At 62.4% G+C, this 13,872-nt stretch carries 10 protein-coding genes; 9 read left to right on the forward strand and 1 reads right to left on the reverse strand.

Translation table 11 applies throughout. The features are described 5' to 3' along the window. From NKJ01_RS01585 to NKJ01_RS01620, 8 genes are all read left to right on the forward strand, one after another. Complete coding sequence (locus NKJ01_RS01585; RefSeq protein ID WP_352725455.1) at positions 1 to 582, forward strand: invasion associated locus B family protein; 582 nt, start codon at positions 1 to 3, stop codon at positions 580 to 582. Positions 583 to 595: 13 nt separating this feature from the next. After that, on the forward strand, positions 596 to 1,261 hold the full coding sequence (locus tag NKJ01_RS01590; protein WP_352725457.1) for a hypothetical protein: 666 nt from the start codon (positions 596 to 598) through the stop codon (positions 1,259 to 1,261). A 45-nt stretch (positions 1,262 to 1,306) separates the two neighbouring features. Beyond that, positions 1,307 to 1,789: a DUF4189 domain-containing protein gene (locus NKJ01_RS01595; protein WP_352725459.1), complete on the forward strand. Its 483-nt coding sequence runs from the start codon at positions 1,307 to 1,309 to the stop codon at positions 1,787 to 1,789. Then, positions 1,786 to 2,322 carry an invasion associated locus B family protein gene (locus tag NKJ01_RS01600; RefSeq protein WP_352725461.1) on the forward strand — a complete coding sequence of 179 codons (537 nt, stop codon included), beginning with the start codon at positions 1,786 to 1,788 and terminating at the stop codon, positions 2,320 to 2,322. The genes NKJ01_RS01595 and NKJ01_RS01600 overlap by 4 nt, the downstream gene beginning before the upstream one ends. Positions 2,323 to 2,677: 355 nt before the next feature. Next, positions 2,678 to 4,126, forward strand: a complete 1,449-nt coding sequence (locus tag NKJ01_RS01605) for a TolC family protein (protein ID WP_352725463.1) — start codon at positions 2,678 to 2,680, stop codon at positions 4,124 to 4,126. 39 nt (positions 4,127 to 4,165) lie between these two features. Further along, positions 4,166 to 6,298, forward strand: a complete 2,133-nt coding sequence (locus tag NKJ01_RS01610; RefSeq protein WP_352725465.1) for a type I secretion system permease/ATPase — start codon at positions 4,166 to 4,168, stop codon at positions 6,296 to 6,298. A gap of 42 nt (positions 6,299 to 6,340) precedes the next feature. Beyond that, positions 6,341 to 7,630, forward strand: coding sequence for an HlyD family type I secretion periplasmic adaptor subunit (locus NKJ01_RS01615; protein WP_352599806.1), 1,290 nt, complete (start codon positions 6,341 to 6,343; stop codon positions 7,628 to 7,630). After that, on the forward strand, positions 7,620 to 8,261 hold the full coding sequence (locus NKJ01_RS01620; protein WP_352725467.1) for a ribbon-helix-helix domain-containing protein: 642 nt from the start codon (positions 7,620 to 7,622) through the stop codon (positions 8,259 to 8,261). Before NKJ01_RS01615 ends, NKJ01_RS01620 begins: the two co-directional genes overlap by 11 nt. Positions 8,262 to 8,321: 60 nt before the next feature. On the opposite strand, the gene NKJ01_RS01625 is transcribed toward NKJ01_RS01620, so the two are convergent. After that, on the reverse strand, positions 8,322 to 9,260 hold the full coding sequence (locus tag NKJ01_RS01625; RefSeq protein ID WP_352725469.1) for a transglutaminase-like cysteine peptidase: 939 nt from the start codon (positions 9,258 to 9,260) through the stop codon (positions 8,322 to 8,324). Positions 9,261 to 9,584: 324 nt separating this feature from the next. Here NKJ01_RS01625 and NKJ01_RS01630 point away from each other — a divergent pair. After that, the coding region (locus NKJ01_RS01630) for a beta strand repeat-containing protein (protein ID WP_352725471.1) at positions 9,585 to 13,872 on the forward strand (4,288 nt) is incomplete at its 3' end.

The raw sequence follows: 13,872 nt of genomic DNA on the forward strand, positions 1-13,872 counted from the left end.
ATGAACAGACCGACCAGACATGCCGGCCTCGGGCTCGCCGCACTGACTTGCCTGGTTCTGTCGGGTAGCCTCGTGCCGGCTGCCGGGCAGGCCGGCACGACATACAGGATCAGGCCGTCGGACGTCGTGGTACCCCCCGAGGCGAAACTCGGGGAATACCAGCGCACCATCCGCCCCTTCGAGAACTGGACGCTGATCTGCGACGAGAACATCAAGGCGCGCAAGAAGGTCTGCAACGTCTCGCAGGTGATCGAGGACACGTCCGGCAAGCTGGCCTTCAGCTGGTCGCTTGCCGCCACACAGGACGGCAAGCCGTACATGATCCTGCGCACCGCGCCGAACGCCAGGAGCGACGGCCTTGTGTCGCTGAAATTCGACGGACAGGCGAAGCCGATCGACGTTCACTTGAACGGCTGCAACGACGTGGTCTGTGTCGGCATGTTGCCGGTCGGGCCCGTGATGCGCCAGCAGATATCGCAGAGCGCGACGCCAGCGATCTCCTACCCGACCGTCGACGGCCAGACGATCACCGTGACCGCAACACTCAAGGGGCTGACGGAAGCCCTTTCGCCAATCAAATGACCGGGGAAGCATCATGAGCCAGCAGGACCAGTTCATGTCCGCAAAACGCAGCCCGACCGTCGAGCCGGATCGGCAGAGGCTTGCTGAACCGCCGCGACGGCGGTGGCCGCGCGTCGTCGCACTTTCGCTGATGGGGCTGACGATGGCTGGCCTGGGCTTCGCCGCCGCGAACTACGTCGCGATGACCAACCTGATCGGCGGCGCGACGGCCGCACAGGCGCAGGCAGCCGCGCCAGCACTTCCGGACACGCCTTTCCTCGAGCACGTCAAGCAAGCCGGTGTGCAGGCCTGTTCGACGATCTACCCGGTGCTCGGGCAGATCTTGACGACCGGCGCCAAATACAGCGTCAAATCGCTGTGGAACGACCAGGCAGCCGACAAACACGCCGTTCAGGCCTTTGTCGGCATGGACTATGCGACCGAGCGCTATAGCGGACCGGCCGCCGGCGTCGTCTTCGCATCGCCCACCGCTTCGGGTTGCGAGGGGGCGATGGTGCGGGTGGCGCCGTTCGCCAGTCCGTGTTCCGAGATTCCCTCCGTTCTTCCGCAGGGCAGCAAGATCACCGACCATCTTGGCAAGGTCGAGGTGTACGAGCTTGGCGGGAACGCTGGTGAAGCCCTTCTCCTGCCGACAGGCAACAGCTGTGTGGTGATCTCCGTCGCTTCGGCGGCGAAGTGAGGACGCAAAGCTGATGGCGACGGCTGCTGCAGAGGATTGCTGACTATGAGATACGGACCTTTGGCTGCTGTTCTTGGCTTTGCCTTGCTCTGGGCCGGGCAAGTCATCTCGGCCGATCTGCCGGAAGCGCCGCCCGAACCGCCGGCGCCACCACCGCAGGAGGAAAAAGGCATCTGGGCGGCGATCGCCTATTCCAGCACAGACGTCAAATACGGCTTCTTCTGGGGCGCCGACAAGCGGCAGGAGGCGTCGGATATCGCGCTCAAGCATTGCGAGAACGCGGGCGGAGATAACTGCACCGTGGTAACGGTGTTCCGCAATCATCGCCATTGGAATGACGACGACGATACCGGCTTTCCCTACAAGCACTGCGGTGCCCTGGCCTTGGCCGAGAAGGCGAATGACCGGCAGTTCACGCCCTGGGGCGTGGATTCCGCCGAAACGCGTCGTGAAGCGGAAGACCTCGCTTTGCAGGCCTGCGAGGCGGCGGGAAGCAAATGCAAGATCCGCGAGTGGGTTTGTACATGAAGCGTGGCCTCAAGGCCGTCTCCGCGTTTGGGGCAATCGTATTCTCATTGATGTCGCCGGCTTTGGCCCAGCAACAGGTGGCGGCGGTCCTCGACGGACCGTCGTCGCTGCGCGAAGTCTATCAGGACTGGAGCGTGGCCTGTTCCGTCCGCGAGAAGGCAAGGGTGTGTTCACTTTCGCAGGACCAGGTCCAGCAGAACGGCCAGAGACTTCTTGCGGTGGAAATCGCGGGACGCGCGGACGGTTCGACGACGGCTACCCTGCTTCTACCCTTCGGCATACTGCTCGATTCAGGCGTGACGCTCCAGATCGACGATCGGCCGCCATTGTCCCAGCAGCGCTTCAGGACCTGCCTGCCAACGGGTTGCCTCGCGGTCTTTGCCATCGAACGGTCGGTGCTTGGAAAACTGCGGGAAGGCTCGGTGTTGAAGCTCAATGTCACGACAGATGCCGAGACTCCGCTGACATTCCCGGTGTCGCTGCACGGGCTGACCGCGGCGCTCGACCGTATGACCGCGTTAAGCGCGCGTTGAGGGGGAACGGGGGTCAGTCTGCACCTCGTGGCGCTGTCCGAAATAGCGATCCAGCCCCGGCTTCGGCCGTTAGTAGCCGGTATGATTCTGGCTTCATCGGCCAGCGGGCTTCCGTTTTCTTGTGCTTTCGCACACGTGGCGGCGTCCGGGTACAACCGCAGCGGGCCGATTTCGATGTGCCATTTTTGTTACATCCCGCCGCTCTTCTGATCTGAATCGCCCTTTTAGTGGCGGCTAAACCAATAATCGCTCACAAATTTCTTGAATCTGTGAATAATCCCCCGACACGTAGGCCTTGGCTTGGCCATAGCGCTCAAGTAATAGGGGCGCTGGGGAAACCGTAGGGTGGGTTCATATGAATACGACAAGCATGTCGACCATAGGCAAGCGCCTTGGTCTTTTGATGGCGGCCACCATGCTGACCTGCGGGGGCGCTCATGCGCTCACGCTCAAGGAGGCGATGGCCGTTGCGGTTGAATCCAATCCCGAGATTGGACAGGCAATCGAAAACCGCGAAGCCATCGAATTCGAGCTGCGGCAGGCCAAGGGGCTTTATCTTCCCAGTGTCGACGTCGAGGCATCGGCTGGCGTTCGCCGGCTCGACAATCCGTCCCGGCGATCGCTTTCCATCGAAGACGACGCGCTCTATCCGGCTGAAACGGATCTTACGGTTTCGCAGACGCTTTATGACAGCGGCGCAAGGCGGGCCGAGTTGAACCGCCAGGCATCGCGCGTCGATGGCGCTTCGTTCCGGGTGCTGGAGCGCTCCGAATTCATCGGGCTGTCCGTTGTCCAGGATTACCTGGAGTACATGCTGCAGGCGTCGATCGTTGCCGAAGCGAAGAAGAATCTCGGCTTCCACCAGGCGATTCTCGGCGACATCCGGCAAGGCATTTCGGGCGGCGCGCTAAACGAGGCCGACCGCCAACAGGCCGAGGAACGGCTGTTCGCCGCCAAGGCGCGCATGCAGGAGGCGACCGAAGAACTGGAAGCGGCCAAGATCCGCTTCTTCAAGACCGTCGGAAAGCCACTGACCAGCCCTTCGAGGCCGGGCGATGTCTCGGCCGCGCTGCCACGCTCGCTTGACGAGGCAATAGGGTTGGCGCGGGAAAGCAATCCGCGCGTGCACATGGCCAACAGCGACATCGATGCGGCGGCTTCCCTCGTGGATGCTGCGCGGGCAAAATTTGGCCCCTCCATCATTGCTGAAGGTCGCGCCCGGGCGGGAGCAGACATTGACGGCGACGATGGCGACACCAGCGACCTGCAGGCGCGCGTGGTCCTGCGCTGGAACCTCTACCGCGGCGGTATCGACAAGGCCAACGAGCAGGAGCAGATCCGCCGCACCAGCGAACAGCGTCTGGCGCTGCATCAGGTCCAGCGCGAAATCGAGGAAGCCGTTCGCACCTCATGGGATCGCCGTTTCCGGCAAGCCGATCTGGCAAAGACCCTGAGGCAACAAGCCGCCTCCAGTGAGAAGCTGGTCGCTTCCTATCGCGAGCAGTTCAAAGTCGGACAGCGTTCGCTGCTCGACGTGCTCGATGCACAGAATACGCGGTTCAACACCGCAACGCTGGCTGATACCTCGTCCTATGCATCGCTGTTTGCCGAGTACCGGCTGCTGGCCGCGACCGGACAGTTGCTGAAAACGATGAACCTTCAGCCGGCGAAACAAGCGACGGCCTATGCGCGTACCGAGTTTGCGGCGCCGGAAACCGCGGACACTGAAACCTATGCGCGGACGCCGTCGGAGCAGAAGAACGACCTGCCTTTCGACATTCTCGCCCCGGTGAGGAAGAAGTAAGACGGCGCAAAGTCCAGCGAGAGTTCCGACGGGCAGATCGTGAACCAGCAACCCCATATCCTGTCTCCCAAGGAGGCGTTCAAAGCCTGCTTCGCAGCCGTTGCCGGATATCTCGGCAGGCCGAGCGCGGAGACGGTGCTGTTCGCCGGCGTGCCGCTGTCGGACACGCGAATTGAAATCGACGACATCAGGCACCTTGCCGAGCGCATCGGCATGGAAGTCACCGAGTTCAGCCACCGCGACTTTCTCAGGGGCCGAATCGACCTGCCCGCCATCGTCTTTCGCGTCAGCCAGTTGCCCATCGCCCTGCTCGCGCAAACCGAAGACGGTGCGTATATCACCGCGCCCCAGGAGGACGGCCGAACCGCAATCGGCAGGTCGGAACTCGCCGCCAGCTACATCAGCGGTGGAGCGTCCTTCTCGATCACCTATGCCAACGCGGCCGAGGGGATGACGGTCGGCTCGGCAGCCAAGATCGAGCGAAGACATTGGCTTACCGGAACGATGGGCGCTTTCTGGCGCACCTATTCGAAGGTCGTCCTGGCGGCGGTGTTCATCAACATGCTGGCCATAGCCTCGCCCATCTTCACGATGAACGTCTACGACAGGATCCTGCCGAACAAGGCGATATCGACACTGTGGGTTCTGGCAATCGGCATTGGCGCCGTCATCCTGTTCGACCTGCTTTTGAAGACGGCCAGGGCTTCCCTCATCGACTATGCCGGGCGCAAAGCCGATCTTCGGATATCGTATCTTCTGTTCGAGAAAGTGCTGAACTCGTCGCTGTCGGCGCGTCCCGGTTCGACCGGTGAATACGCAAACAGGGTCACGCAATATGAGTTCGTCAGGGAGTTCTTCACCTCGAACACCATCAGCGTGTTCATCGATACGGCATTCGTCTTCGTCTTTCTGCTCGTCATCTATGCGATAGGCGGCTGGCTGGTGATCATACCGGCGCTGGCCTTCGTGATGTCGGTTGTCGTCGGCCTGATCACGCAGCGTCGCATCGGCAAGCGCGTCGCCGCCTCGATGAACGAGGCTTCGCAACGCCAGTCGCTGCTGGTCGAATCCATCTCCACGCTGGAGACGATCAAGTCGCTGCGCGCCGAGGCGTATCTGCTGCGCAAATGGGGGGAGCACTCCAAGAACGCCGCCAACACCTCCGAGAAGATCAAGCAGCTTTCGGCGGCCGCGGGCAACATCACCCAGTCCATACAACAGCTGGTGACCGTCGCCCTGGTCGTGGCCGGTGCCTACGCCTTCTCGGAAGGACATGTTTCGACAGGAGCGATCATAGGAACGGTGATGCTGGCAGGCCGGGCCGTGGCTCCGCTCGGCCAGATTGCCATCACGCTGTCCCGGTTCCGCCAGGCCATGCTCTCGTTGAGGATGGTGAACTCGATCATGGCTCAGCCGGAAGACCGACCGGACACGGTGGGTTTCGTCAACCGCCCCATTCGCAGCGGGGCGATGGTGTTCAGAAACGTCGGGTTCGTCTATCCCGGCACGGAAAACGAGGTTTTGAGCGGCCTGAATTTCTCGGTGAAGCCGGGTGAGCGGGTCGGCATCATTGGCCGCATAGGATCGGGCAAGACGACGATGGGTCGCCTGATCGGCCGGCTTTTCCTGCCGACTTCCGGCGAGCTGCTGCTGGATGGGATCGACATTCGCCAGTATCACCCCTCCGAGGTTCGCGCCGCGGTCGGCATCGTTGCGCAGGCTGGCGACCTGTTCTCGGGCACGATCAAGGAAAACCTCCTGATGGCATGCCCCGAGGCTACCGACGAGCAGATCATCGAAGCGGCGAAGGCCGCCGGCGTCGACGATTTCGTCTCACGCCACCCGCGCGGCTACGATATGAATGTCGGCGAGCGCGGCACCAATCTTTCCGGCGGCCAGAGGCAGACGGTGGCGATCGCACGCCTGCTTTTGACCAAACCGAAAATCGTCTTTCTGGATGAACCATCGGGCTCGATGGATCTCGCATCGGAACGCCAGTTGATCAAGCAGCTCAAAGTCGCCTTTGACCGCGACACGACGCTGATCGTCTCCACACACCGGTTCAGCATGCTAGAACTGGCCGACCGCCTGATCGTCATCGAGCGGGGCAAGATCGTTGCCGACGGTCCGAAGGACCAAGTCATACAGGCGTTGCAGAAAACAAGCGCCTGATTGAACAAACAGTAATGCATCCAATGCGTTGGGGCGTGGGAAATGCTTGCCAGGGAAGATCGACCGCCGCTTTTCGCGTCGGCGTCCATATTCATCATAGGAGCGCTCTTCGTCGCTTTTGTCGCCTGGGCATCCTTTGCTGAAGTCGATGAGATCGCACGCGGCGACGGCAAGGTCATACCCGCTTCCAAGACCCAGGTCATTCAGGCGAGTGAAGCCGGTGTCGTTCAGGAGATCGCCGTGACGATCGGCCAGATCGTCAAGAAGAACGATCTCATCATCCGTCTGGACAACACGCTCAACACGTCCAGCCTCGGCGAGCAGCAGGCCAAGGCGCGCGCGCTGGAAGTGCGCATAGCAAGGTTGAAATACGAACAGGCCGGCAATCTGTCGGGCGCATTTCCGTGCCCGCAAGACATTCAGTCGATCGCTCCGCAAATCTGCGACAATGAACAGAAGCTGCTCATCGCCCGACGCGAGAATTCCGACAACAAGCTATCCGTGCTCAAGTCACGCCTCGATCAGCGCGAAAAGGAACTGGCCGAGGCGATCGCCAATTCCGACCGTCTGACCAAGAACCTGGCCGTCAGCGACCAGGAGGCAACGCTGGTCGACGCGATGGTCAAGAAAGGCCTGATGGCAAGGACCGAGCAGCTCCGGGTGGAACGCGAGCAGACCGAACTCAACGGTCAGCTGAACCTGGCGGGCGAGACCATCAAGAAGGGCAAGGCGGCGATCACGGAAGCACAGCTTCAGGTCGAGGAGCTCGGCCTGCAACTGCAGCAGGAGGCGTTGGACGACCTCACCCAGGCGCTGGCGGACCTTTCGGTGGTGGATGAAACCATAAGGGGGGCGACCGACAAGGTGGCCCGAACCGATATCCGGTCTCCGGTGGACGGCATCGTCAACACGCTGGAGCTGAACACCGTCGGCGCCTTCGTCCAGCCTGGCGCCGTCGTGGCCGGCATCGTGCCGACCTCCGAGACCTTGCTGGTGGAGGCACGGGTTTCGCCACGGGATGTCGCGTTCATCCGCCCCGACCAGGAAGCACTTATCAAGGTCACCGCCTATGATTTCTCGATCTTCGGCGGCATCGAGGGCAAGGTTTCGAACATCACGGCAGACAGTCTGGTCGATCAGAAGACGGGGGAACCCTACTATCAGGTGCGCGTGTCGACGGACAAATCGACACTTCTGAGAGACGGCAAAGCCTATTCGATCATCCCTGGAATGATCTGTTCAGTCGACATCAAGACCGGGCGCAAGACGATCCTGCACTACCTCCTGAAGCCGATCAACAAGGCGCGTGAGGAGGCGATGAGTGAGCGGTAGCGCCAGCCTCCATCAACCCGATCGCGAGCGGCTGCTGCCTTCGGTCACAGCCGAGGATTTTGGGCTGGAATTTCGGGTCGTGGCGCGCGGCGGCATACGACGCGGCATTCGTCTGGAGCGGGCATTCTGGATGGCGCTGAAGCACATGGCCGAAATCCGCAAATGCACGATCGGCATGCTCATCGACGAGATCGCCGAAAGCCAGGCGCAGACGGGCAACCTGACATCTGCGATCCGGGTGGCCTGCATGCGTGGATTGGGGGACGAGAACCTGACGTTGCGAAAGCTTGCGTCGATCAATACCATCAACGCCATACTGGTCGCTTGCCCGTCGCCGGCCTTTGCGCTGGCATCGTCGAAGAAGATCCTGACGTTCAACGCGCCGTTCCAGCAGCTGGTCAAGCGTCAACTGCCGATCGCCCCAAGCGATGATGCGCGCAACGACCTCAAGCTGGCGCTGGACCTCAATGTGGCTGATATCTTCGCGCGGCTCGATGCCAATGGCGAAACGCCGGTGGCCACCGGCTTTGTCATAGGTGCCGGCGAACGTCGATACCGTGGGCAGTTGAACGCGGTGCGCGCGCCGGTGGTCGAGCCGGAGCTGCTGATGGCGTTCGTCTTCGCCGGCTAGACCGGTTCGCTCACCGGACGTGCTTTGCCAATCCCAGCGTAGACCTGCCCCAGAGTAGACCTACGGCTGAAAACCTTCACCCGGCGCGACGGTCGCGAAGCCGCCCTTGATGTCGGCCATCTGGGCTTCGCCCGGTCTGGAGCCGTGGATCCAGGCCCGGTCCGTGCTGAACGAATAGAGCGGAACGTAGTCCGGCAGATCGCTGTCGCGCATAACGGTGTTGCTGAGGCTGTCGAGAATGAAGGTGCCGCTACCCGTGCTCACCGACAGCACGGCGTGAAAGAAGCCTCGCTTGCGGTCCTGGAGAACGACCAGCGCCATGCTTTGCGTTGGGATGCCGGCCCTCAGCAGAGCCGTCATCTTGAGGATGGCGAAATCCTCGCAGTCTCCGGCCCGCCGTTCGAGGATCTCCGACGGCTTCGCCCAATAGTCGAGCTTGCCATAGACGACGCTGTCTTTCCTGTAGGCGATCAGGTGATTTACGGCGCTGTTGACGAAGGACAGTTTCTCGCTGAACCCCTTGCCTTGGGCGACGGAGACCATGTCGACGAAAGCCGCGCTCTTGCGCTCGCAGTCGCTGCCAGCCGAACAGGCGATGATTGCCCGGTAGACGGGCGCCCAGCGGGCCGAGACGGGAAAATTGCGCATCGACAAGGCGACCGACCCGAACACGCCCGGAATGATCGACGCGGTCTGCACAGGGTCTATCCCGGCTTGCGCCATTGACGGGCTGTCGCCGCGATCGGCAATCGCCGGGCCATAGCTGCCGAACACCATGCCGATGCGGTAAGGGGCAGCAGGCTGCCAGGGCTGAGGCCTCGCCAGCGACACACCGCCGAGGCAGGGCGGCGTCTGGACCCTTTCCAGAGGCGCGCCCTGTGCGGCTGCATCGCTGGAAATTGCGTTCGCGAATGATGGCCCTGCCAGGCCGGCAAGCGCGATTGCCAGCAGGAGCACCTTGAGCCCGGTTTTTCCCAGAGCTGAGTTTTCTTTTTTCATGACGCCCACCTTTGACTGTGGACGCTACCAATCTTGTCTCAAATTATTGGAAAGGAAGGTAGGTAACTTTCCCCCAAATCACTTCGACTATTTTGCGTAAAATTTTATACAAATTTATACTTCCATTTACCAAAGAATCGCGGCTCACCTCCATCCTTTCGGCTCCCACGCGGGCCAATGTATATCAGGTTATATTGTTGTAGTTTACCACGTGTAAAAAATGCCGAACCATGCATATCTGAGTATATGAAATAGATTGCAGGACGGTTGCAAAGCAGAGGTCGCCACTGTCTCTTTCCGGGAAATGACGGAGGGGTTTCAGCAATGACCACCAATATCGATTTGGACAGCTTTTCGGGTTCCATGGACGACCATTCGGCGTCCGGCGAACACAACAGTCAGATTTCGCCGGCAGAGATGCAGGTCGCACAGGCAACGGCGGCACAGCAGCCCGCCCCGGCAGCCTCCGAACCGGTGCCGGTCGATGTCGGCGCAGCGCCGGCCAAGCCGGAGGCACCGGTTACGGCAAACGCACCCGCGGCGACGGCACCGCACGAATATGTGGCTGACGCTGGCAACATCGTAAAACTTCCGTCCAACGTTTCCATCGACAACATCAAGGTCGACGGCAACAACCTTGTGCTCGAACAGGCCGACGGCTCGGTGATCGTGATCAAGGACGGCGCCTTGCACGTGCCGACCTTCATCATCGGCGACGTCGAGGTGCCGCGCGTTGCCCTGCTGGCGGCGCTGGAAGCCAGCCATGTCGATGTTGCCTTCGGTGCCGACGGTTCCATATCGGCCGGCCCAGGCGGTTCGAATTCCAGTGCAGGCGGAGACTTCTCGGTCCCCCCCGGCGGCATCGGCGACGGCTTCGACCTGTCGGCCCTGCTCCCGCCGACAGCCTTGCAGTTTGGTCAATTGGACCGGCGTGAGCTGTTCCCCTCGATCGTCGACAGGCAGGTTACAGTGACGGCCACGTCCTTGCTTGCTCCCAGCGAAGCGGCCAGCGAAACCGGCCTTGATGGCGGCCCGACACAATCGCCGGGTAGCGACGCACCGAGCCATTCGGAAACATCCAGCAAGGGAACGATCAGCATCGATGCGCCGGATGGAATCGGGTCGATCGTCATCAACGGCGTCACCGTCACCGGTGTCGGCCAGCACATCCCGGGGGATTTCGGTTTCCTGACGATCGTCTCCTACAATCCGAGCACCGGTGCCATCGAATACAATTACACGGTGACCGAATCGGTCACGCATCCCTTGCAGGGGGATGGATTCAATCCGAACGACACGGTTCCGGACAATTTCAGCATCACTGTCACGGATGTCGACGGCGATACGGCCAGCACCACCTTTGCCGTCGCCATCGTCGACGACGTGCCGACTGCGGTTGCCGACAGCGACAGCATCGCCGCCGGCCAGTTCGGCCCCGCCACGGGCAATGTGCTTGTCGGCGGTACGGATGCGGGTGATGGCAATACCACGGACGGCGTTGCCGACACCCAGGGCGCCGACGGGGCGACGGTGGTGGGCGTTGCGGCCGGCAACACCAATACCGATGTCACTGACGCGGCTACGCTCGACGTGCCCTTCCAGGGCGCCTACGGCAAGCTGACGCTGCACAGCGACGGCAGCTATACCTACGTGCGCGACGCCGGCACGCCCGGCGGCGTCAACGACGTCTTCACCTACACGATCAAGGACGGCGACGGCGACACCTCGCACACCACGCTGACGATCTCGATCGGCAATTCGACGCCTGTCATCACCGACCTGACGCCGCAAGCCAACGGCGGCGATGTCGTCGTCAACGAGGCTGCATTGAATGTCGGCACGGCGGGCGGGCCTGGGTCGGATCCGGCAAGCACGGCCGAGACCGGCGCCGGCACTTTCACCATCTCCTCGCCCGACGGCATCCATTCGCTGGCGATCGACGGCAATGCCTTCATCACCAATGGCGCGTTCACCGCAGGCTCCTTCACCACCGCGCTCGGCAACACACTCAATGTGACGGCTTACAATGCCGCCACCGGCCAGGTGAGCTACACCTACACGCTGGTCGACAACGAGGCGCATGACCCCATCCAGGGCACGAACAACCTGTTTGAAAACTTCACCGTCACACTGACAGACCAGGATCTGCAGAGCACCGACGCCACGCTCTCCGTCAAGATCGTCGACGATGTGCCGACGGCGCATGATGAAGCCTCGCAGTCAATTGCGGAAGGTGCTCCGGCGCTGACCGGGACACTGGACTTCGTCGCGGGCGCAGATGGCGCGACGGTGACGCATGTCAACGGCACGCTGCTGATCTTCGATGCCGGCACGGGCTACTCGCAGTCGGTCGACATCGGCGCGGGCACCATCCAGGTGAAGGCGGACGGGTCATACTCGTTCACGCCGGATGCCTCGGTCGACAACAGCTCCGGTCCGGTGGCGGTCAACGCGACCTACACGGTGACGGATGGCGATCTCGACACTTCGACGGCCAACATCGCCTTCACGATCACGGACGGCGCAGGCCCGGCTGCGGGCGCTCCGATCACGCTGGCGCTTGACGACCAGAACCTGAGCGACGGCTCGACGCCGGCCGGCCCTGACTTCGCCGCGAACTCGATCACCTTCACGCCGGGCTCGGACGCGATCGCCTCGATCGCCTTCGGCACCGATTTGAGCGGGCTGAACACCGCCAACCTGACCTGGACCAGGGTGTCGGACACCCAGGTCGTGGGCAAGGACGGCGCCGTGACGGTGGTGACGCTCGATCTGTCGGTTGCCAGCAATGTGGCAACGGTGACGGCGACGCTGAACAACAACTACGATGCACATCCCGGCATCAATCTCGACGATCTGGTCAATCTGGGCCATCTCGGCGTGGTCGCAACCGATACTGACGGTGACCAGGCGACTGGCACGGTCAACGTGACGGTGTCCGACGACGTGCCGACGGCGCATGATGAAGCCTCGCAGTCAATTGCGGAAGGTGCTCCGGCGCTGACCGGGACACTGGACTTCGTTGCGGGCGCCGATGGCGCCACGGTGACGCATGTCAACGGCACGCTGCTAATCTTTGATGCCGGCACGGGCTACTCGCAGTCGGTCGACATCGGCGCGGGCACCATCCAGGTGAAGGCGGACGGGTCATACTCGTTCACGCCGGATGCCTCGGTCGACAACAGCTCCGGTCCGGTGGCGGTCAACGCGACCTACACGGTGACGGACGGCGACCTCGACACTTCGACGGCCAACATCGCCTTCACGATCACGGACGGCGCAGGCCCGGCTGCGGGCGCTCCGATCACGCTGGCGCTTGACGACCAGAACCTGAGCGACGGCTCGACGCCGGCCGGCCCGGACTTCGCCGCGAACTCGATCACCTTCACGCCGGGCTCGGACGCGATCGCCTCGATCGCCTTCGGCACCGATTTGAGCGGGCTGAACACCGCCAACCTGACCTGGACCAGGGTGTCGGACACCCAAGTCGTGGGCAAGGACGGCGGTGTTACGGTGGTGACGCTGGATCTGTCGGTTGCCAGCAATGTGGCAACGGTGACGGCGACGCTGAACAACAATTACGACGCCCATCCTGGCATCAACGCCGACGATCTGGTCAATCTGGGCCATCTCGGCGTGGTCGCAACCGATACTGACGGTGACCAGGCGACCGGCACGGTCAACGTGACGGTGTCCGACGATGTGCCGACGGCGCATGATGAAGCCTCGCAGAACGTCGCCGAAGGCGCGACGATCACCGGCACGCTGGACTTCGTCGCCGGCGCCGACGGCGCTACGGTGACGCATATCGGCGCCATCCCGCTGGTCTTCGGCGGCGACGGCTATTCGCAGCCGATCGATATCGGCGATGGCTTGATCAAGGTGATGGCTGACGGCCATTACTCCTTCACCGCCAACAGTTCGGTTGTCGGCACCGGCGCGGCTTCTGCAATTTACACGGTGACGGACGGCGACGGTGACACGTCGACGGCCCGCATCAGCTTTGCGGTGACGGACGCCAATGTTCCGACCGGCGGCACAGCTGCGGCCTCGGTTGACGACGACGGCCTCGCCGGCGGCAATCCAGCGAGCACGACGGGCGACCTTGCGGTCCCCAACACGGACGGTGACAACAACGAGGCAACGTTTTCGGGCACGCTGGGTGGCAGCATCGGCGGCGACGGCGCCGGCGCCAACGGCTTCTCGTTTGCAACGCTGAACGGCACCACCGGCACGGTCGGCCAGGAGAGCGTGACCTACAACTGGGACGCGGCCGGCAACACGCTGACGGCAACAGGGCCACGCGGGGATCTGTTCACGGTACATGTGACGGACCCGGCGACGGGCGCCTACACGGTGACGCTGCTCGACAACGTGTTGCAGGCCCCGGGCAACAACGAGAACGATGCGACGGTCGGCCTCGGCTATGTGATCACTGACGCCGACGGCTCGACGGCGAACGGCACGCTGACCATCACCTTTAACGATGATGCACCGACGGTGGCGTTGGCTGATGTGAAGCTGCCGTCGCTGACGGTGGACGAGACGGCTCTGCTCACCAATGCAACGGCAAGCTTTGCGGCCGCCTTCACGCCGAGCTTCGGCGCCGATG

The sequence above is a fragment of the Mesorhizobium sp. M0276 genome (assembly GCF_040321755.1).
In the GTDB taxonomy this organism is placed as follows: domain Bacteria; phylum Pseudomonadota; class Alphaproteobacteria; order Rhizobiales; family Rhizobiaceae; genus Mesorhizobium.